This is a genomic window from Listeria cossartiae subsp. cayugensis, assembly GCF_014229095.1.
In the GTDB taxonomy this organism is placed as follows: Bacteria; Bacillota; Bacilli; order Lactobacillales; family Listeriaceae; genus Listeria; species Listeria cayugensis.
Genome location: NZ_JAARZC010000001.1, coordinates 565,097 through 585,119, shown reverse-complemented (window position 1 = coordinate 585,119; position 20,023 = coordinate 565,097). Strand labels below are relative to the sequence as shown.

At 37.0% G+C, this 20,023-nt stretch carries 22 protein-coding genes; 2 read left to right on the top strand and 20 right to left on the bottom strand.

Features of this window, described 5'->3' with window-relative positions; all coding sequences use genetic code 11:
* Window positions 1-82: 82 nt before the first annotated feature.
* The gene (locus HCB49_RS02930) at window positions 83-436 is read left to right on the top strand and encodes a winged helix-turn-helix transcriptional regulator (protein WP_003727117.1); all 354 of its coding nucleotides are present in this window, start codon (window positions 83-85) and stop codon (window positions 434-436) included.
* Between the two features lie 139 nt (window positions 437-575).
* Here HCB49_RS02930 and HCB49_RS02925 read toward each other — a convergent pair whose 3' ends face one another.
* The 16 genes from HCB49_RS02925 to HCB49_RS02850 form a co-directional block, all read right to left on the bottom strand.
* A complete protein-coding gene (locus HCB49_RS02925; protein WP_185604064.1) occupies window positions 576-1,034 on the bottom strand; it encodes a hypothetical protein in 459 nt (152 codons plus the stop codon).
* A gap of 11 nt (window positions 1,035-1,045) precedes the next feature.
* Window positions 1,046-2,581, bottom strand: a complete 1,536-nt coding sequence (locus tag HCB49_RS02920) for a DNA/RNA non-specific endonuclease (protein WP_185604063.1) — start codon at window positions 2,579-2,581, stop codon at window positions 1,046-1,048.
* Between the two features lie 5 nt (window positions 2,582-2,586).
* Window positions 2,587-2,787, bottom strand: a complete 201-nt coding sequence (locus HCB49_RS02915) for a hypothetical protein (RefSeq protein WP_233449029.1) — start codon at window positions 2,785-2,787, stop codon at window positions 2,587-2,589.
* A complete protein-coding gene (locus tag HCB49_RS02910) occupies window positions 2,788-3,078 on the bottom strand; it encodes a hypothetical protein (protein WP_185604062.1) in 291 nt (96 codons plus the stop codon).
* A 2-nt stretch (window positions 3,079-3,080) separates the two neighbouring features.
* Entirely contained in the window at window positions 3,081-3,770 is a 690-nt protein-coding gene (locus HCB49_RS02905; protein ID WP_185604061.1) for a DUF4176 domain-containing protein, read from the bottom strand.
* Window positions 3,771-4,053: 283 nt separating this feature from the next.
* On the bottom strand, window positions 4,054-4,542 hold the full coding sequence (locus tag HCB49_RS02900; protein ID WP_003721433.1) for a QueT transporter family protein: 489 nt from the start codon (window positions 4,540-4,542) through the stop codon (window positions 4,054-4,056).
* Between the two features lie 147 nt (window positions 4,543-4,689).
* On the bottom strand, window positions 4,690-4,866 hold the full coding sequence (locus HCB49_RS02895; RefSeq protein WP_185480256.1) for a hypothetical protein: 177 nt from the start codon (window positions 4,864-4,866) through the stop codon (window positions 4,690-4,692).
* 119 nt (window positions 4,867-4,985) lie between these two features.
* A complete protein-coding gene (gene cshA / locus HCB49_RS02890; RefSeq protein WP_185604060.1) occupies window positions 4,986-6,536 on the bottom strand; it encodes a degradosome RNA helicase CshA in 1,551 nt (516 codons plus the stop codon).
* A 462-nt stretch (window positions 6,537-6,998) separates the two neighbouring features.
* Window positions 6,999-7,712, bottom strand: coding sequence for an alpha/beta hydrolase (locus tag HCB49_RS02885; protein ID WP_185480258.1), 714 nt, complete (start codon window positions 7,710-7,712; stop codon window positions 6,999-7,001).
* A 67-nt stretch (window positions 7,713-7,779) separates the two neighbouring features.
* Window positions 7,780-9,153, bottom strand: coding sequence for a UDP-N-acetylmuramoyl-tripeptide--D-alanyl-D-alanine ligase (locus HCB49_RS02880; protein ID WP_185604059.1), 1,374 nt, complete (start codon window positions 9,151-9,153; stop codon window positions 7,780-7,782).
* A 63-nt stretch (window positions 9,154-9,216) separates the two neighbouring features.
* Window positions 9,217-10,329, bottom strand: a complete 1,113-nt coding sequence (locus HCB49_RS02875; RefSeq protein ID WP_185604058.1) for a D-alanine--D-alanine ligase — start codon at window positions 10,327-10,329, stop codon at window positions 9,217-9,219.
* 149 nt (window positions 10,330-10,478) lie between these two features.
* Window positions 10,479-10,799 carry a quaternary ammonium compound efflux SMR transporter SugE2 gene (gene sugE2 / locus HCB49_RS02870; protein WP_185390943.1) on the bottom strand — a complete coding sequence of 107 codons (321 nt, stop codon included), beginning with the start codon at window positions 10,797-10,799 and terminating at the stop codon, window positions 10,479-10,481.
* A 2-nt stretch (window positions 10,800-10,801) separates the two neighbouring features.
* Window positions 10,802-11,143 carry a quaternary ammonium compound efflux SMR transporter SugE1 gene (gene sugE1, locus HCB49_RS02865; protein WP_185604057.1) on the bottom strand — a complete coding sequence of 114 codons (342 nt, stop codon included), beginning with the start codon at window positions 11,141-11,143 and terminating at the stop codon, window positions 10,802-10,804.
* Window positions 11,144-11,159: 16 nt separating this feature from the next.
* Entirely contained in the window at window positions 11,160-11,714 is a 555-nt protein-coding gene (locus tag HCB49_RS02860) for a TetR/AcrR family transcriptional regulator (protein ID WP_185604056.1), read from the bottom strand.
* A 79-nt stretch (window positions 11,715-11,793) separates the two neighbouring features.
* The gene (locus HCB49_RS02855) at window positions 11,794-12,552 is read right to left on the bottom strand and encodes a hypothetical protein (RefSeq protein WP_185390940.1); all 759 of its coding nucleotides are present in this window, start codon (window positions 12,550-12,552) and stop codon (window positions 11,794-11,796) included.
* 223 nt (window positions 12,553-12,775) lie between these two features.
* On the bottom strand, window positions 12,776-12,922 hold the full coding sequence (locus HCB49_RS02850) for an Lmo0850 family protein (protein ID WP_008947247.1): 147 nt from the start codon (window positions 12,920-12,922) through the stop codon (window positions 12,776-12,778).
* Between the two features lie 545 nt (window positions 12,923-13,467).
* Between HCB49_RS02850 and HCB49_RS02845 the strand changes: the two genes are divergently transcribed.
* On the top strand, window positions 13,468-15,342 hold the full coding sequence (locus HCB49_RS02845) for an amidase family protein (protein WP_185604055.1): 1,875 nt from the start codon (window positions 13,468-13,470) through the stop codon (window positions 15,340-15,342).
* Between the two features lie 40 nt (window positions 15,343-15,382).
* On the opposite strand, the gene HCB49_RS02840 is transcribed toward HCB49_RS02845, so the two are convergent.
* The 4 genes from HCB49_RS02840 to HCB49_RS02825 form a co-directional block, all read right to left on the bottom strand.
* Window positions 15,383-16,111 (bottom strand): amino acid ABC transporter ATP-binding protein, encoded by a 729-nt coding sequence (locus HCB49_RS02840; protein ID WP_185390938.1) that lies wholly within the window; start codon window positions 16,109-16,111, stop codon window positions 15,383-15,385.
* Entirely contained in the window at window positions 16,104-17,546 is a 1,443-nt protein-coding gene (locus HCB49_RS02835; protein ID WP_185390937.1) for an amino acid ABC transporter substrate-binding protein/permease, read from the bottom strand. The genes HCB49_RS02840 and HCB49_RS02835 overlap by 8 nt, the downstream gene beginning before the upstream one ends.
* 169 nt (window positions 17,547-17,715) lie before the next feature.
* On the bottom strand, window positions 17,716-18,816 hold the full coding sequence (gene uvrC, locus HCB49_RS02830; protein WP_185604054.1) for an excinuclease ABC subunit UvrC: 1,101 nt from the start codon (window positions 18,814-18,816) through the stop codon (window positions 17,716-17,718).
* A gap of 103 nt (window positions 18,817-18,919) precedes the next feature.
* The gene (locus HCB49_RS02825) at window positions 18,920-20,023 is read right to left on the bottom strand and encodes a 5-methyltetrahydropteroyltriglutamate--homocysteine S-methyltransferase (RefSeq protein ID WP_185604503.1); all 1,104 of its coding nucleotides are present in this window, start codon (window positions 20,021-20,023) and stop codon (window positions 18,920-18,922) included.

Here is a 20,023-nt window from a genome sequence, read left to right as displayed (position 1 = left end):
AGTATCTTATATACTGTACAGAATAACAAGAAGGTACTTAAAAGTCATATAGATACTAAAAAGTGCCTATAGGAGGATTACGATGACTAAAGTATATAATATCGGCGTCGAAGCTACACTAGAAGTTATAGGCGGAAAATGGAAACCAGTCATCCTTTGCCATTTACGCGAAGGCAAAAAACGAACTGGCGAATTAAAACGACTCATCCCCAACATCACACAAAAAATGCTCACACAACAATTGCGCGAGCTGGAAAAATCTGGAGTTATTGTCCGCAAAGTATATGAGCAAATCCCACCGAAAGTCGAGTATTCTTTGAGTGAATACGGCGAATCGTTGTCGGAGATTTTGAACAAACTTTGCTTATGGGGCGAGAATCATGTGGATTTATTGCTGACGAAGAATGAGGATATTGTTTTGTTGAAGCGAGATTAGTTTTTCATAGAATGTTCCTATTAGTAAAGATTGTATTGATACTGTCAAAATAATAAGTTTTAGGAGATTAATATGCAACATTCAATTTGATATTGAAAAAAGGATTATGACGGTAAATACCTTCGTCATAATCCTTCTTTTAGCTTTTGCTTATTTCTTCATTAAGCTCTTGTTTCCATTTTAGAAAATCAGCTCGTTTACTATATTCCATTGTAGTGACTTTATCATAATTGATGTACATACTCATTTGTCCTGTTTGAGAGTTGTATACTAATTTAATACTTTCAGGAGGTTGTTGATTAGTAATGAGATATTCTTGTTTTAATGCGATTAAGTTATCATTGCCTTCACTCAAACTATTTGTAACTCGTTCACTAACAATATCTTTGCTAATTCCTAGTTGATTGAATAAGTCTTCTTTTTGGAAAACTCTTCCCTGATACTCAAATAATACATTATAAAAATATGATTCTTCCATATTTCCATATACATATATTTTATCAGCCATATTTTTTTCTGGAAACATGTCAATGGCTAGTTGAATAAGTTCCCTAATGATATTATTTTGTTTTTCATGAAATTCTTTCAAATCAAACATAATCTTTCCTCCTAAATATTACTTAAAGTTTCCAAATATTCGTGTCCGTCAATTTTATAGTCTATTTTAAAACTAGTAGGCCGCACTCCATCTGCTGCATAATTTATTTTAACATTCACTGTAACAGATTTCCCATCTTTTAATGCATTTGCCCATTCAATTTCTAACTTTCGATACTGGCTCTTATTAACATTAGTTAGCTGAGATACTAAGTTATCTAATTCTGCTGATCCACCAAATTGATCTGCAATAATATGCCCCGCTTGGTCACCTGGTAGTTTTCCTGGTGTGTCTGGATTATGACGCGGACGAGGGCTATTTGATAATTTTAAATCATCAACATGCATTTCAACTAATCGACCTAAATCATCCGTAACTCCCATATGGTCTCCAAATTCTCCGGTATAATAAAATACATTAGATAACAAGTTTCCATCTGCATCAAGGGGTTCCTTAACAAATCTTTTCCCAATACGAATTAATGATTCTAATAACTTAGTTTTTTTAGTAATATCAGCAGCATCCACAATTTCATCCGCATACTTACTCATATCGGCTAAGTTATCGCCAAAATTAGCGAGTTTCGCTATTTTTCCTAAACCTTTTGTTACTAATATCTCCATTACTATTTCAGGAACAATCGCACCTACACTATACATTATACCTTTTTCTTCATATGTATCACTAATATTTTGCGCCATTCCTTCAATAATTAGGGCAGGATCTTTCAAAACACTCGCAAATAAGGAGTGCGTTTCATCAAGCGATGTCAGTACATCTTCTGGTGTCGTTCCAAATGGAGCAGTTGCCAAATAAATAATACCACATCTTATATAGTTTATGAAACCTCCGCCAAGTGTAATGATTCCCTCTACGATTCCTATTAGTCCTGTTATCGCTCCAGCAAAAAAATTATATATGCCTGATTCTATCCCTAGCATAATATCTTTGTTTCGCTCTTCCCAACTTGTGTATCTATCATAAAGTGTTTCTGAGCGACTTTTAAAATGATCATCCGTATCCTCGAAGGGAGCGATTTGCTGGTCATGAATTTGCCATAAAGCACTAATCTCACCACTAATTCTTGTTTTAAGATAAGCTATATCCGCTTCAATTTGTTCAGCAACGAGGTCATTATTCGCATCAGTTTCATATCCTGCGATAGCTGTATAACCATATCGCGATGGTTTAGTTACATTTACTGCATTTGCACCTTCAATCTGACTAATATTCCACCAAATATCATCACGATCAACTCGCATTAATCCATACTGATTAATAGGGCGTATATAAGCCGTCATATCCCCAATGTAATCACTGATTAAAACATATACATCATTCACTTGTTCTTTATATGTATCAATTGCTGTGATAACGCCTTGCTTATCTTCTGAGATAGCTTCAATGCTTTTCCCACTTGCGTTTGCCAGTAGATTATCAATATTATTAACCGATGCCTTCATATTCTCTAATGCTCGCATAAACTGATAAAGTTCGTCGCGTATTTGCTCAAGTATTCCGAAGTTAATTTTCAAGTCTCTTTTCATAGTTGCTACTCCTCAGTAAAACGATAATCACCAATTTGATCAATTGCAGCATTAATGTATCGTAGTATGTTAAGTTGTATTTCTTCCATGTCATATTGAATGTTTGCATTTTCTAGATCCATTTGACTAAAATTCTTATTCATCATATAAATCATTTTCTCTAATGCCATTAATACTTCTCTTTGATATAACGTATAATACATCATTTATTCCCCCTGATTCGCAAGTTCTTCATCTAGTGTTTCAAACTCATTTGTGAGTACTTGTACTTTCTGACTAAAAGTTTTGATAGTTGCGAGTAACTCAGGACCTGTATCATCAGCCATATTCGTTAAGGTTCCACGCAATGAGTCAATAAAGTCGGAATTGAATCCATCTAGGCGAGGAACTGTTTCGGCAGTAAATCGTGCTGTAAAGGGTTCAAATTGTGCAATTGCTTGCTCTAATTTAGCTGACTCAGAAGCGAATGTTTTATAATCTATTTTAATTTCGCTCATAGTTAGCGTCCTCTCCGTTCAATAACCTGTTGTGCCTGTTCTCTTTTTTTAGAATCAATAAAAGCAATTGATTGGAATTTTTTTCTCTTGATAAGCTCTTCTTTCATTTCTAGCACAAATGCACGGTCTGTATCATCCTGAAAACCAAAATGCTGGACTTCTTCAATTAGTGGGGGAGTGAAATATATCACTCTTTCACCTTCAATTTGTCCAATAGGGTAAATAATACCTCCATAAGGATAAAAAGTTTCCGTATCAGGAATGCAGGCAAACCGTTGCGTAATAACAAATCGAACTTGTTGAATCTCATCCACTTCGAAAGCTCTCCCTAGATATTTCTTATTTAGTATAACTACACTACCTAGTGGTAAATAATCATAAAGATAGTCACAAACCATTTGTATGGCTAGTTTAGCAGCTGATAAAGGTATCTGTAATGTAGATAAACTATCAATAATTTCCAATGTACTTGCTGTTTTCTTGTATACTAATTTTCTTTGTTCGTCTTTTAAGTCGTTGGAAGATTCACCAATCAATAAGCCATGGACGTTATACAAAAACAAACAATCATTCTTATAATTAATAAGCCATTTGTGTAAGTGTATCTCGGTTTCTACCCCGAACAATATTTTCCATTGTTCCCGCAGGTTCTGATACAAATAATCCTGAACACTCTCTTTCTTTACTTTCATCTGCTCATTCCTCTCAAGTTAGTATTATATTAAAAGTGTTTACTATTTAAGTATATCTAAGAAATCACCAAGCTACAACGTGAAAGATTTCACATAAACATTGTTAATAATTTTATAAATATCATATATATACTATTTATTTGTTAAATTTAAACATTCACCAATTACTTTCCGAAAAATATTACTAAATTTTTTGGAGATAGCTTTTAACCTCCCTTTTTATTATGTTATCTTTCTCAAAAATTCATAAAAAAAGAGCCTAAGTTTCCTTAGACTTTCTCGCTTAATCAATCATTTTACGGAAATTCAACCGTTTATTCAATAAATACATCAACGGAATCCCGACACCCATCACAATGAACTCACTTGCGGCTGTTGTTGCCCAAGTAATTAGGAACGGTAAGTCAAAAACGATTACTAGCTCCCAAGCGATAATCGCCATCGTTACGGAGAATAGAATCGTATTAATAATCATCCGCGGAATAATTCCTTTAACGTATTTAGAAATTCCAATCATTAGTAAAAGGGAAATAGCCGACTGCGCTACGCCAAAAACTAAATCAATCCAACCTAATCCGGAAAAGAACAAATTCGTAATAAAAACACCTACGATAATGCCCCAAAAGTACTTTTTATTAAAGACGATTAGGTGATTAAAAATTTCTGGTATTCTAAATTGTAATGCCATAAACCCAATTGGCGCCACAATCATTCCGAGCACTACATACAGTGCGGCAATAATTGCATTCACCGTCAAAATTTTCATTTTCATTATTTTTCCTCCTAGTTTTTTTACGTGGGATGGTATGAATGAACCACGTGTGGCAATTTTGCCAACATGCTATTTTCTCATATTTGGAAGTTAATGTAAATGAATTATTGCACATAAAAAACGGCTACTTAGAGTATAGCCGTTTTTTTATCTGCTATGTTTCCCATTCAACCTTTTGCCTACAAAATAAAGAACTAATGATAGAATTACTAATGAAATAAAACCTATATTTTTAGGGAGAATTTCTTTAATGACAATGAAGTAAGTCCACCCTAAAACGATGACTGCTACTACAATATATTCGATAATTTTGTTTATCTTCATGACGAGCGCCACACTCCCGTATCCCTAACATTAGTATTTATAAAAAAACAGACTGTAGATAAAGTTAAAAACTTCTTTATCTACAGTCTATCTATATGGTAACTATTTGTCTAATAATCTTATTTAGATTTTTGTGAGTAGTTGCCTTTGTTGCCGCCGCTGCGTTGTTCTCCGCCACCACGACGATCACGATTGCCAGAACCGCCAGAGCCGCTTCCACCGCCACTACGACGACCTTTGCCGCTGTTGTTGCGATCACGGTAGCTTCCGCCTTTGCCGCTTCCGCCGCGATAGCTGCCACCTTTGCCGCCTTTACCATTTTTACCTTTGTAGCCACCGCCACCACGGGATGGTAATGGACGCTCTTCAGTAATATGGACAGGTGTTTTGTCTGGTTCTTTTGCTAACATTTTAAGCATTGCTGCTGCGATGTCAGTTGCATCGTATTTTTCAAGAAGTTCGTTAGCAAACGTTTTGTAGTCAGCTAAGTTTTCTTCTGTGATTGCTGCTTGAATTTTTTCAGTTGCTACGCGTAATTGGCCTGCAAATGCTTCGTCCCATGTAGGAGCTTGAAGTGGTTGCATACGTTTTTTCGTAGTTTCTTCAACGATACGTAGATAACCCATTTCACGAGGTTGTACGAAAGTAATCGCCATACCTTCTTTACCAGCACGACCAGTACGACCGATACGGTGAACATAGCTTTCTGGATCTTGTGGAATGTCATAGTTATATACGTGTGTAACTCCAGAAATATCAAGTCCACGTGCTGCTACGTCTGTTGCAACAAGAACATCAATTTTTCCTTCTTTAAATTTGCGTAGTACGCTCATACGTTTTGCTTGCGTTAAGTCACCGTGGATACCTTCAGCCACGTAACCACGCATGTCAAGCGCGCGAGATAATTCGTCTACACGACGTTTTGTACGACCGAAAACAATTGCTAGTTCTGGTGATTGAACGTCTAATAAACGAGATAATACGTCAAATTTTTCTTTTTCGTGCACTTTTACGAAGAATTGTTCGATTAATAGTGCAGTCATTTCTTTCGCTTTAATGCGAATAAGTTCTGGGCTGTGCATGAAACGTTCACCAATACGGCGAATTGGATCAGGCATCGTTGCAGAAAATAGTAATGTTTGACGTTCTGCTGGTACTTCTTTTAGAATAGTTTCGATATCATCAATGAAGCCCATGTTTAGCATTTCGTCTGCTTCATCTAGTACAAGTGTTTCCACGTTGTCTAGTTTAAGTGTGCGACGGTTGATATGATCCAAAATACGTCCTGGCGTACCAACTACGATTTGTGGGTTTTTCTTAAGTGAACGGATTTGACGACTGATATCACTACCACCGTAAACCGCTAGCACGCGTACATGTTTGTCATAGCTAAGTTTATAAAGCTCTTCAGAAACTTGGATTGCAAGTTCACGTGTTGGAGCAATAATTAAAGCTTGTACGTTGTTACTCTTTTGGTCAATTTTGTGGATCATTGGAAGACCAAAAGCGGCTGTTTTACCAGTACCTGTTTGTGCTTGCCCGATTAAGTCTTTACCTGCTAGTCCTAGTGGAATTGTCTTTTCTTGGATTGGTGTTGCTTCTTCAAACCCCATCCGATTTACTGATTTTACAATTTTTTCGTCCAGTCCGAACTCCGAAAATTTTGTCAATGTCATTTCTCCTTTACCTGTTTAAAGTTTGGTAGGAGAGCTACTTTTATAATTCATCACAATACGCTTATTACGATTGTTTGTCTGTTCATTTGCAGTTGTTTTTATGAAAACTGCTATCTTTCATTTTCATTTTTCTGCAATAGAAAAGCCTGGGCGCACCAAGCAAAATGATTCACGGCATCAGAAAATTTCTCTGCCATTATAGCAGTTCTAACGCATCAAATAAAAAAGCCCTCATTAATCACTAGGCTAAATATAAACCTAATAAACTTCCATCTATCATCATAACACACTAACTATTTCTTTTCAACGGCAAAACCTTATCTTTCCGAGCTATTATCGAATAAAAAAAGTTATTTCTTTTCAAATGTACGTTTATCAGCGAGTTTTAGCCGTTTTTAACATTAAATCTTTTAAAAAAAGCTGAAAATTGTCCGAAAACAATTTCCAGCTTTTTTATTAATTTGCATGTAATACAGCCATATCTTTTTGCAAAAATGTTAAGACAGCTGCAAATAATTTGTCTGCTTGTTCATCCTGACAAATCACGTGTTTGGAACCTTCTAAAATAAATAATTCTTTCGGTCCAGGAATGCTTTCCATTAAGAAGTTGACACTTTTTTCAGCAGGAACTACTTGGTCAGCACTGCCTTGTGCAATAAATGTTGGAATTTCGATATGTTCAAAAACTGGTTTTGCTAAAGCGACCATTTTTTTAAACTGTAACGTGGACGTCCAAGGTGTTTCTGTTACTTTCTTTTGGTAACGTTTGAACATCGGACTATTTTTGAGTGTTACTTCTTTTGCTTCGGTTATTACTTGCTTGGAATTTTCGACAATTTGCGGCCATTCCATCGCATTTACGGCGGTGCTTAGAAGTACCAGCTTTTTCACTTCTGGATAATGCCTAGCAAGCCATCCCGCGAGTAAGCCACCCATGGAAAAACCAATAATATATACTTCGTCGTCTTCTTTCAGCATTTGACTTAAAATGCTGTCTACGAAAACAATCCAATCTTTATACGTCACATTTTTTAAGTGGCGCAGGTGATCATGGCCAGGTAATGTGGGTGCTAAAACATCCCAATCTGTATGCTCTCGCAAATAGTCAGCGAGCGGCTTCACCTCGGACGGCGAACCAGTAAAACCATGAATACACAAACAAGCAACCATTATGCCTTTCCTCCTGTCCAAAATTATTACCAATTAAACGGTAATAGTATATGTCCAATTTTATTCGTCACTTAATAATAAGATTTTCTACTATATCTTTCAAGCCCATTCCGTAAGAACCTTTGACCAGTATCCATTCATTTCCAGTCATTTCGGAAAGAAGCGCCATTTCAAGCGATTCCTTTGTGTCAAAATGTTGAACTTTTCCCTGACCAATTTTTGCTTCGGCTACTGTTCCGAATGCTTTCATTGCATCACCATATAAGAAAATCTTCGCAATCGTGCCATTTTCTAACACTTCGGCAGATTCTTGGTGAAGTTTTGTCGATAAATCTCCTAATTCAAGCATATCCGCAAGTACCAAATATTTCGCTTTGCCATTCGAATCCATATGCATAAATGTTTTTAACACGGTTTTTAGCGCCGTTGGACTGGAATTATACGCATCATTCAAAATTCGCGCGCCGCTTTTTGTTGTGATCCACTCCAAACGACTTTTAGAGCGTTCCATATTTTTCAGCGCCGACTGGATTTTTTCGCCTTCAATACCAATTTCACGCGCCGCAAGCATTGCCGCCATTGTATTAAAAACATTGTGTTCGCCGATAATTGGCACAAAAATTTCGCGTTCTGGCTCCCAATTTGTCACAAAAGAAGTACCCTCTGCTTCTGCACGAATTTCTAGCGGATAAATTTCTGCCGCCTCTGATTTGCCAAAAGTAAGCTGTCTAAAGTCGCCATCAATATTGCCTAACAACAAGTTTTCTTCGTGCGGATAAATTAAGATCCCACTCGGATTCAACCCAGCTGTAATTTCTAGTTTTGCCTTGGCGATTTCTTCACGTGAGCCAAGATACTCAATATGCGCCTCACCGATATTCGTAATAATCGCAATATCAGGCTTAGCAATTTTAGAAAGTACTTCGATTTCGTGTCGGTGGTTCATCCCCATTTCAAGTACCGCCACTTCGGTATCTTCTGGCATCGTTAAAATCGTGTATGGTAAGCCGATATGGTTATTAAAATTCCCGCTAGTATAATGTACTTTATACGTTGTTTCGACAATCGCTGCCATAATATCTTTCGTTGTCGTTTTACCATTGCTTCCTGTAATCGCAATGACTTTCGGTTTTACTTGTTGAATATACTTCGCCGCTAGTTCTTGTAATGCTAACAAAGTATCTTCTACTAAAATGACCGGAAAATCCGTTGGTGGATTGGGTACATCTTTTTGCCAAAAGGTTGCAACTGCGCCCATTTCGCGTGCTTGACTTACGAATTCGTGTCCATCGCGCAAATTCCCTACAAACGGAACAAATAAATCCCCTGACTTTATTTGCCTTGTATCAAAACAAACGCCAGTAATGACGACATCGCGAAATGTATCTACATGGATGGAACTATCTAACATTGCTACTACTTCGCCTACTGTTTTTTTCAAATTAAATCGCTCTCTTCCATAAAAAAGCAGCTTCCGCATCTGAAAACTGCTTTCTTGTTTATTTTAGTCTTCTAATTTATATTTAAGTGCATTTTTGGCTGCGTGACGTTCTTTTGCCAAATCAACTAATCGTTCAATTAGCGCTCCGTACGGTAAGCCCGTTTCCTGCCATAAAAGTGGATACATGCTATACGGCGTGAAACCTGGCATTGTATTCACTTCATTTAAGAATAACTGGTTATCAGCCGTTAAGAAAAAGTCCGCTCGTACTAGTCCGCTTGCATCAAGCCCTAAGAACGCTTGGACCGCATATTCTTTCATTTGCTCCAAGATTTCCGGATCTACTTCAGTCGGAATAATTAACGTTGTATTATTATCTTGATATTTTGCTTTGTAATCATAAAAAGTAGCAACCGCACCTTCTGGCAAAATTTCACCAGGAACGGAGCAAACTGGCGTATCGTTTCCAAGTACACCCATTTCGACTTCACGAGCGACCACGCCTTGCTCTACTACAACACGACGGTCATATAAAAAGGCTTCTGTCATCGCTTCTGCTAATTCTTTTTTATTAGTAGCTTTACTAATTCCAACGCTTGAACCGAGATTGGCTGGTTTTACGAAGACTGGGTATGTAAGCACTTCTTCCATTTCGGCAACCATTTCTTCTTGATAATTTTTCCAATCGATTAAACGTACTGCAACAGCTGGAACTTGTGGAATACCAGCATCTGCAAAAATTTTCTTCATAACGATTTTGTCCATGGCAGCTGATGATGCCAAGACGCCGTTGCCAACGTAAGGAATGTTTAATACTTCAAACAATCCTTGAACTGTGCCATCTTCCCCGTTTGGACCATGTAAAAGTGGGAATACGACTGTTTCTTGTCCATCCGCTTCTAATACTGCTGGGCTAATCGCTTCACCTGCTGATTTTTCTGATTCAGTCGTAGCAAGCTTCACTGTATCTGCTACGGTAAAACGTAATTGTTCGACAAAATCTAATTTGCCAGTAAGCAGTGGTCCTTGAATCCACTCACCTTCATTTGTAATATATATTGGCTCAGCTTCGAATTTTTCTAAATCCAAAGCGTTAATAACTGAAAATGCTGTTTGTAAGGAAACTTCGTGTTCAGCAGATTTTCCACCGTATAATAAGATTAACTTGGTTTTCATAATACCCCTCCGTCATCATTCGCTTTATCTATTTTACCATGTTTTAGCAAGATGAAAAGACATAACTAAAAAATAGGCTGAAAAAATCTTCTTTTTTAAATAAGAAACGTGCCAACTTATTATAAAAAGGACTTTTTCAACCTAACTTATTAAACGCCAGATGTTAATTTCAAGCCAACCACGCCAGCAATAATCATCGTAATAAACAGCAATTTACCAACACTTTTACGTTCTTTAAATACAATCATTCCAAGTGTCACACTACCAACGGCGCCAATCCCGGTCCAAATTGCATAACCCGTACCAATCGGGATCGTTTTAAGCGCAAGTGATAGTAAAAAGAAGCTGGCGGACATAAAGATAATCGTGAGTATCGCGTATCCTAACCGTTTAAAGCCATCTGATAATTTCAGCATCACAACAAAGACCATTTCGCATAAACCTGCTACAAGTAAAAATATCCAATCCATCGTTATTTAGCCTCCTTTTCAGACTCATTGCCATCCACTAGTTTCAGGCCGATAATCCCTGTTAATAATACGATAAGCGAAACAATCTTCCAAAAAGAAACACCTTCTGAAAGGAAAATCATCCCAATAATCGCTGTCCCAGCAGCCCCAATTCCAGTAAAAACCGCATACGCCGTCCCAATTGGAATGGACTTCATAGAAATCGAAAACAAACCAAAACTAACTATCAAAAATGCTATCGTCAAAAGGCTCCACCCTAACATCGTGAAACCATGCGATTCTTTTAGTCCAAAAGCCCAAACAATTTCTGATAATCCTGCCATAATTAAATATAACCAAGCCATTTTCCGTACCTCCCATTCAATCTAATAAACTTGCGAGAACTTCCCAAGCAGACGCTCTACGCAACTCAAATTCCGTTTCATCATAAATTCCGTGTTCGACACTAAGCCCATCAAGCATGGCATAAAAGACATGCATCCACCTTACGAGGACTTGACCAGATACTATTTCCCCTAACGTTTCGCGCAAAATACCATCCGTCAATTGTTCATATGTCTTTGTTTCTTCCTTTAACTCTTGAAAAAGTGACTTAGGTGGATAAAAGACCGCGCGTTGGAAAAATTTCTTCTCATTAGGATTACTGGAAAAATCTGTCGCTACAAAGAAAATTGCTTGTAGTTTCTCTTTACCCAATAAATCATCTCGCTCCGCCACATGTCCTAATTCTGTTAATTCCATTTGGATGCTATCTCGATAAACTTCTAAAAAAAGCGCTTCTTTTGACGGGAAATGGGCATATAAAGATGGCGTCTTAATTCCAACAGCTTTCGCAATTTCCGAAAGTGCCGTTCCGTCATAGCCTTTTTCTGCAAAAAGTGTTAATGCGGCTTCTTTTACTAGTTTTTTTGTCATAAAGCAACCCCCTAACTAACGTTCATTAGTTAAATTTTAGCAAATAAAAAACCAAACGTAAAGGGAAAAGTTTGATTTTTTATTTTTCGATATATTTCCATTCATTTTGTTTTAAGTCATAAACTAATTTAGCAACTTCTTCTTCATAATAAATTTTGGAAGAAATTTCTAGTTCAGTCATTTCTTCTGTTAAGCCATGGCCGATTGGTACTTCAATTTGTGTGCGTGATTTGACTACATCATCTAGCGCAATACAAGCCCCGTCTTTAAAATGATCTGCCATTTTTTTCAAAAGTTCCACTGGCGGCTCGGCAACATATTTTTTCTTACTAAAGGAAAAAATACCTTTTTCATTCACAAGCTCTGCCGTTTTTCGAGCAATGACGTAACTAAGTAACATATAAAAATGATTGAGATTGCGGTAATATACTTTATTATATCGACCGTCTTCCCTCGTTAAGTAAACAAAATTATTTTGTAATTTATAGTAAAATGGCGAACGCAAATGGCGTCCAGTATGTGCAAGATACAGCATTTCAGCTACTTCTTGTGGTGTTAATTGGTTTAAAAGCTCTACGTCTTCAAAATCAATCCAACAAAGTGGGTTAAAATTCCCTTTGGATATATTCGCTAAATCGCCTGGCTCTAAGTAGTGAAAAGCTGTGTGTGCATTGTAGGATGCGTCTTCAATATTATGCTTAATGAGCAAAATATTTTCTGGTGGCTGCCCTACGCCATTTAAGAAATCACAAAAAGAAATGCCGCTTGTTGCCACATTATTAATAACATGATCGATATGCACATAAATAGATTGTTGGTTAACCGCTTCTTTTTTCATGTATATGCCTCACTCTATTTCTATTTTCTTCTATGACAAAAGCCTTCCACTCCATCATACAACATTTTTACGTAAAAAGGATAACAGAAACATCAAAACTTAATGACTAATTTATGACAAAGAAAAAAAGTGAAGTGAATTTATACGCTAATTACGCCATCTAAAGTAATTTTAATTACAAAAGACTTGATAAACTCGCCTATAAAAAACTCCACTTTTCGATTTACTGCAATCGAAGTGTCATATTTGGCATCGCCTTACTACTCACCGATTTCCAAATATCTTTTCGCGATTTTGTTTTTTCAACAACAATTCCTTTTTCTTTGAGCTGACGGATTACTTGATTCAAGTCTTTCTGATTATTATCCAATCTCATCACTCCATCTTCAAAATTTGTTTTCATTCTTTTTATTTTTCTCTCTTACCTTACTTTACCATATACTCTTTACTAAGAATACCCTATTAAACAAAATTTTAACCAAAATCTTTGTTTTTTTTCAAGAAAGCGTTTGAAAACCGAATTTTTTCAGCATTTTCCTTTCTAATATAAAGAAAAACATCCGTGATTTCTATTTTACCTACACTATTTCTAACAATTTTATGTAATTAGCCTATACATTAGTATAAAATAAAAAGCTAGCAAATGGGTGATTAATTAGTAATTTTTCTTCAAATTGTGTCTTTTTTATGAAATTTCGTATTCTTAAATACAACATTCATTCTTAAAGCATTGATACAACAAGCTTCCCTATGTTTCAGGCATGTCAATTTGGCTGTGAAATAGCTATTAAATGTCGCTTTTCACTTCTGGAACAACTAATTTTGGCGATGTTTTGTCGTTTTCACAGAATCTTCACTGGATTCTTGCCTACGTTATTATATAATTGTATACATAAATAACATCGGAGGAATGGCATGAAAAGACGAATTATAATAACAAGTATTGCAGTTTGCACTGCGCTGAGTATTGGCGGTGGTTATCTTTTATTTACTAACCAACAATCCACTAAGCCAGAAGAAAAACCGGCAACCATAAAAGATAGTATATACGACCAAAAAGAACCAACAAAACCAGCAACCGACTTAAATATTGGTTCCAATAAAAAGAATTTACATTTAGAAAAAAACTTCGGCGACAAACAACTACAAGTCGAGCGAATAACAGGCCGAATTTCACAAAAATCTCTCAAAAAGAGGACCGTTATCAAAATTAAACCAAATGACGCGGCAAAAGAAGAAAAACCGGCAACCAATCCAAAAAAGCCAAACAATCAACCTTCCAAAACCACGCCAACTGAATCGGATCCACAAGAAGATACACCTGCTAAAATTAGCCCTTTTTACGATAAAGAGCGTGTAATGACACCGATTAATAATCAATTAGCTTCGTTAGATATAGCGACACTCGAAGCAAAAGAATCACTTGTTGTCGGTGCAGACGTAACAAAGCTGCAACAACTTATTACAACTAATCAACTTAGCTATAAAGAATTAGCTGGTATTTATTTAAATCGTATCAAAAAATATGATCAAAACGGTTTAACTTTAAATGCCGTTACAGAAATTAATCCAACTATTATTGCCGAAGCAGAACAACTAGATAAAGAAGCTGCCACAAATAAATCCGCTTTATACGGTATGCCTGTTCTTTTAAAAGACAATATTGGTACAAAAGAACTCCCAACTAGTGCTGGAACCGTCGCACTGAAAGATTGGGTCATTGGAAAAGACGCGGCGATTGTCGAAAAACTTAAAAATAATGGCGCGCTAATCCTTGGAAAAACCAATATGTCCGAATGGGCGGCTGGAATGGATGACGAAGTACCGAACGGCTACTCAGGTAAAAAAGGCCAAGGTAAAAATCCTTATTCATTAGATTTGGATCCTTCTGGTTCAAGTTCTGGCTCAGCTACAGCAGCTACAAGTGATTTTGCAGCGATTGCCATTGGTACCGAAACGAATGGTTCCATTATTACACCGGCTTCCGCACAATCGGCTGTTGGGTATAAGCCAACACAAGGTTTAGTAAACAACGCAGGTATTATCCCGCTTTCTAGCAGATTTGATACGCCAGGTCCACTAACAAGAACCGTTACAGATGCTTACCTAACAGCAAATATTTTAACAAATACACCAAACCAGCCAGCTCTTTCAAAAGATGCACTGAAAGGTAAACGAATCGGCCTTTTAGCTGATGGTGAAAGTAATGAAGAAACGGCTGTTATCAAAAAAATAAAACAAGATTTGCAAAATGCTGGCGCAACTATCGTTAATGGTATTGCTGTTGGCGAATTCGAACAAGTGGATATTGATTTTTCTCAATTACTGAATGCTGACTTTAAGCGCGATTTGAATCAATTTTTACAAGTGAATCACTCGCCTATGACTTCATTAGAATCTATTATCCAATTTAATCAAACGAATCCTGCCAAAAATATGAAATACGGGCAATCAGAACTTGTTAAAGCGCAGCAAAGTACAACAACGAAACAACAAGCAGACACTTTAGCTAGTAATTTAATTGGTACGGCGCAAAATGAACTAGATTCTGTGCTTCAAAAAGATCAACTTGATGCAGTAGTTACCATTGGTATGGGCGGCTCTGTTATGTTTCTTGCTCCAATTGCTGGAAATCCAGAGCTAACTATTCCAGCTGGCTATGATCCCGAAACGAATCAACCTATTAGCCTGACTTTTATAAGTGCCCGAAATAGCGATACATCCTTATTAAATATGGGTTATGCTTACGAACAACAATCTAAAAATCGAAAAAGCCCTAACTTAAAATAAAAAAAACACTATGTCCGGAGGAGGACATAGTGTTTTTTGTTTATAAAACTTTATCTAAGAAACTAATGGTTCTTTCATGTGTTGGGTTATCGAAAATTTCAGCAGGTTTGCCTTCTTCAACGATATAGCCACCATCCATGAAGATTACTCGGTCGCCAACTTCGCGCGCGAATCCCATTTCGTGGGTAACAATAATCATCGTCATGCCATCTTTTGCCAATTTTTTCATAACGCCTAGAACTTCACCGACCATTTCTGGATCGAGTGCGGAAGTAGGCTCATCAAACAACATAATATCTGGATCCATCGCAAGTGCTCTTGCAATCGCCACCCGTTGTTTTTGTCCACCAGAAAGTTGATTAGGATATTCTTCTGCTTTTTCTTGTAAGCCTACTTGTTCTAATAAACGCAAGGCATTACTTTTCGCAGCTTCTTTATCCATTTTTTTCAATTCAACTGGAGCGAGTGTAATATTTTCTAAAACCGACAAATGCGGAAAAAGATTAAAATGTTGGAAAACCATGCCGATATTTTCGCGAACTTGGTTAATATCAACTTTTTTATCGGTAATGTTAAAATCATCGACAATAACGTCTCCCGCAGTAATATCTTCTAAATTATTCATACAACGAAGGAAAGTACTTTTACCAGAGCCAGAAGGTCCGATTACACAAACTACTTCGCCTTCTTTTACTTCGATATCTATGCCTTTCAGCACTTCATTAGCACCAAAACTTTTTTTAAGGCCTGTTACTTTAAGTTTAGTCATTTCGTAATCTCCTTTCTAAACGATCGGATACTTTCGTTAAAATGGTAATAACGATAAGGTACATAATTCCGATGATTAGCCATGTCCATGTACTTTCAAATGTACGCGCCATAATGATTTTACCTGATTGAGTTAATTCGACGAGTCCAATTGCTGACATAATCGATGTATCTTTCAAAGTGATAACGAATTGGTTAATAAATGACGGAATCATCATTCGAATTGCTTGTGGTAGAACGACTTTCATCATCGCTTTTTTGTATGGTAAGCCAAGACTTCTTGCTGCTTCCATTTGTCCTTTGTCGACAGATTGAATCCCGCCGCGGACGATTTCGACCATGTAGGCACCGGCATTTAAGCTTAGCGCGATAACCCCGGCCAAGAATACTGGCATCCTAAAGTCAAGTGCCGCTGGGATACCAAAGTAGAAGAAGAATGCTTGAACAATTAATGGTGTTCCTCGGAAAATATCTACATAAACAGTAGCAATTCCGCGTAAAATTTTGTTATTGCTGACTTTCATAAAGCCAAATGTAATACCAATAATGAACGCGATAATAAGAGAAACAACCGCTAATCGAATGGTTAGCCACATTCCAGCTAACAGTGCTGGCCAGGAAGATTTAATAATTCCCATAAAGCCTTTTTCTGTAGTGTTTTCTTTAATAGCATCTTTACCTAAATAAGTTTCAAGAATTTCATCATATTCGCCGCTTGCTTTAATGTTAACAAGACCAGCGTTAAATTTAGCTAAAAGTTCTTGGTTTTTGCCTTTATTGACAGCAAAACCGTATGAGTTTCCTTTTTCTTTGTCTGTTACAATTTTTAAGCCGTTTCCTGTTTGAACTCCGTAAGCTAGTACTGGATAATCATCGAAACATGCAACTGAATTTCTTGTTTTAACGTCATCGTACATTTGAGCTGAATCGTCGAAAACAACGATGTCAAAGCCGTATTTAGCTTTGATTTTTTCCGCAAATGCGTAACCTTCTGTACCCGTTTTAACGGCTACTTTTTTACCTTTTAAGTCTTCATATGTTTTGATTTCGTCGTTATCTTTCAAAATCCCCATAACAACGCCAGAATCAAAATATGGGTCAGAGAAGTCGAACTTTTGTTTACGTTCGTCCGTAATACTCATTCCAGCGATAACACCGTCGACTTGGTTAGCTTCTAGTGCTTGTACTGCTGCATTGAATCCCATTGCTTTAATTTCGTATTTAAAATTTTGGTCTTTGGCAATAGCTTTTAGGATATCCATGTCGATACCAACATGTTCTCCACCTTTCTCAAATTCAAAAGGTGCGAATGTAGTATCTGTACCAATCAAGTATGTTTCTTCAGCAGCTTTTGCGTTTAACCCGTTTCCTGTGAAAATAAACGTGGCAACACAAGCAATTGCCATCATTAGTAAAAATCGTGAAAATTTCTTCATGTTGTGTCCTCCCTCTATATGTGTTTTACTTTAATTAATTATTTTATGTAGCCTAATTTTTTTCCGTACTCGTAAGATTTTACCATAAGGATAGATTATTGACCATACTTATTTGTGATAAGATTTTCAACACCGAAAAAGAAAGAAGCTAATCCTTGGAAATTAGCTTCTAACTGTTATTTATTTCTTTTTCAAAATCATATTCTTTCATCTTAGCGTAAGCGATGTACGCACTTTTTGCATTTTCGATTGCAAGGTCGATTTGTTTCTTTTTACCGCCTTTTTGTGGGAATAAACAAGCTTTTCGAAGTGGCTCTTGTAGCAATTTTTTATCGATTTTTTCTGCGATTAGCAATTCTTTTGGTTGAATATTATTGGGATCTTCATAAAAATGGTTGATAAAATTGGCTAAATCGTCTTGGAGTGCTGTTTTGATTTCGAAAACGTGCCACTTGCTTCCATTAATTGCACCGTTTCGAACGAAGAAAACAAACACGCTTAGATAGTTGTCTTGTTGATAACAACCGATAATATCGCGATTTTTTAAGCCCGGGAAAATAATGTGCTGTTTTTCAATTGTTTCATTAATAGCCTGCATTTTATCGCGCAGTTCCGCCGCTCGTTCGAATTCGAGTTTTTCTATCGCTTCTTGCATTTCTGTCGTTAGCTTATCTTTTACATCTTTAATATCACCTTCAAGGAAACGGCTAATTTTCCGGATTTGATTTTCATAGATAGCTGGCTCAATTTCTTCGTGGCATGGCCCTAAGCATAGTCCTAGGTGGTAATATAAACACGGACGGCCTGGTTTTCCGTCGCATCTACACAGTGGAAATAGTTTTTCGATTAGTTCTACGGTTTGTCTAGCGGAATAGCGACCGGGATATGGGCCAAAATAGTGCGCACCATCTTGTTTTACTTCCAACACGACTTCGATATGCGGATTTTTTTCGTTGGTAATTTTGATATATGGGTAACTCGGTCCTTCTTTTAACTGGATATTAAAAGGTGGCTGATATTTTTGAATTAAAATCATTTCGAGTAGTAAGGCTTCTTTTTCGGAAGTAGTGATGATTAGTTCTAAATCGCGAATTTGCCGCACAAGTCTTGCTGTTTTTCCGATTTGTTTACTATGAAAATAGGATTTTACGCGGTTTTTCAGGCATTTTGATTTGCCAATATATAAAATTTCGTTATTTTCATCTCTATAAATATAACAACCTGGTGATTCAGGTAATAAGGTTAATTTAGTCTGTAATTTGTCATCCAAAGGGGCAACCCTCCTTCTTGAACATCTATTCTAGTCCTACTTGCCATTTTTGTAAAGACGAAAAAAGAACTAGCGCACAAATGTGGCTAGCTCTTCTTATTAGTTATTTACCCCAAACGTCTTCCGCAATTTGGACAACGTAGCGTAATTTATTCCATTGTTCTTCTTCGGTCAGGATATTGCCTTCTTCTGTAGAGGCGAATCCGCATTGTGGACTTAGGCGTAATTGGCTTAATGGGACGATTTCGCTCGCTTCTGTAATTCGCGCTTTAATCGTCGCTTCGTCTTCTAATTCACCTGTTTTCGAAGTAATTAAGCCGAGAACGATTTTCAAATCTGGGCGCGTCACATATTTTAATGGCGCAAAATCTCCAGAACGTTCGTTATCATATTCTAAAAAGAAACCATCGATGTTTAATTGACCGAATAAGGTTTCCGCAACCGGTCCATAGCCACCTTCCGCTATCCATGTGGAACGGAAATTCCCACGGCAAATGTGCATCGTAATAACCATATCAGCTGGTTTATGTTTGATAGATTCATTGATAAGATTTTTATACGTTTCTTGTAATGTGTCCGGGTCAAATCCTCTTTGGCGCACGACTTCGCGTTGTTCATCCGAGCATAAATAGCTCCAAGACGTATCATCTAATTGTAAATATCGACAGCCAGCATCATAAAATGCTTGAATCGCTTTTTGATACGCAGTCGCTAAATCAGCTGCAAATTTATCAGCATCGTCTAAATATGGTTGATACTCAATGTCGCCGCGATAATGAAGCATTGCTGGGCTCGGAATCGTTTGTTTCGCGACATGATTTTCCCCAACTGCTTCTTTTAGGAAAATAAAATCTTCTATAAATGGATGTGTGGTGAAATCAATCGGAGCCGTGATTTTTACCGAATGCGATTTTGTTTGGACTTTGCTGAATTGAATGCCTCCAGCCGAATCGTATCCTTCTACCCCATCCAAATTCTCCAAGAAGTCAAAATGCCACCAAGCACGGCGAAACTCGCCATCTGTGATTGATTTTAAGCCGACTTCTTTTTGCTTTTCGACAATGTATTTAATTTCTGTATTTTCGATTTCGCGCAACTCTTGGGCTGTTATTTCGCCAGCTTGGAACTTCTCCCGCGCGTCTTTAATAGCCTTTGTCCGTAAAATACTTCCAACATGATCTGCATAAAATGGTGCTACTTGATTCAT

Excerpts from the sequence above, each read along its gene's own strand:
- HCB49_RS02930 (WP_003727117.1), top strand. The coding sequence starts at position 83 with ATGACTAAAGTATATAATATCGGCGTCGAAGCTACACTAGAAGTTATA.
- HCB49_RS02925 (WP_185604064.1), bottom strand. The coding sequence starts at position 1,034 with ATGTTTGATTTGAAAGAATTTCATGAAAAACAAAATAATATCATTAGG.
- HCB49_RS02920 (WP_185604063.1), bottom strand. The coding sequence starts at position 2,581 with ATGAAAAGAGACTTGAAAATTAACTTCGGAATACTTGAGCAAATACGC.
- HCB49_RS02915 (WP_233449029.1), bottom strand. The coding sequence starts at position 2,787 with ATGATGTATTATACGTTATATCAAAGAGAAGTATTAATGGCATTAGAG.
- HCB49_RS02910 (WP_185604062.1), bottom strand. The coding sequence starts at position 3,078 with ATGAGCGAAATTAAAATAGATTATAAAACATTCGCTTCTGAGTCAGCT.
- HCB49_RS02905 (WP_185604061.1), bottom strand. The coding sequence starts at position 3,770 with ATGAAAGTAAAGAAAGAGAGTGTTCAGGATTATTTGTATCAGAACCTG.
- HCB49_RS02900 (WP_003721433.1), bottom strand. The coding sequence starts at position 4,542 with ATGAAAATGAAAATTTTGACGGTGAATGCAATTATTGCCGCACTGTAT.
- HCB49_RS02895 (WP_185480256.1), bottom strand. The coding sequence starts at position 4,866 with ATGAAGATAAACAAAATTATCGAATATATTGTAGTAGCAGTCATCGTT.
- HCB49_RS02885 (WP_185480258.1), bottom strand. The coding sequence starts at position 7,712 with ATGGTTGCTTGTTTGTGTATTCATGGTTTTACTGGTTCGCCGTCCGAG.
- HCB49_RS02875 (WP_185604058.1), bottom strand. The coding sequence starts at position 10,329 with ATGAAAACCAAGTTAATCTTATTATACGGTGGAAAATCTGCTGAACAC.
- sugE2 (WP_185390943.1), bottom strand. The coding sequence starts at position 10,799 with ATGGATTGGATATTTTTACTTGTAGCAGGTTTATGCGAAATGGTCTTT.
- sugE1 (WP_185604057.1), bottom strand. The coding sequence starts at position 11,143 with ATGGCTTGGTTATATTTAATTATGGCAGGATTATCAGAAATTGTTTGG.
- HCB49_RS02860 (WP_185604056.1), bottom strand. The coding sequence starts at position 11,714 with ATGACAAAAAAACTAGTAAAAGAAGCCGCATTAACACTTTTTGCAGAA.
- HCB49_RS02855 (WP_185390940.1), bottom strand. The coding sequence starts at position 12,552 with ATGAAAAAAGAAGCGGTTAACCAACAATCTATTTATGTGCATATCGAT.
- HCB49_RS02845 (WP_185604055.1), top strand. The coding sequence starts at position 13,468 with ATGAAAAGACGAATTATAATAACAAGTATTGCAGTTTGCACTGCGCTG.
- HCB49_RS02840 (WP_185390938.1), bottom strand. The coding sequence starts at position 16,111 with ATGACTAAACTTAAAGTAACAGGCCTTAAAAAAAGTTTTGGTGCTAAT.
- HCB49_RS02835 (WP_185390937.1), bottom strand. The coding sequence starts at position 17,546 with ATGAAGAAATTTTCACGATTTTTACTAATGATGGCAATTGCTTGTGTT.
- HCB49_RS02825 (WP_185604503.1), bottom strand. The coding sequence starts at position 20,023 with ATGAATCAAGTAGCACCATTTTATGCAGATCATGTTGGAAGTATTTTA.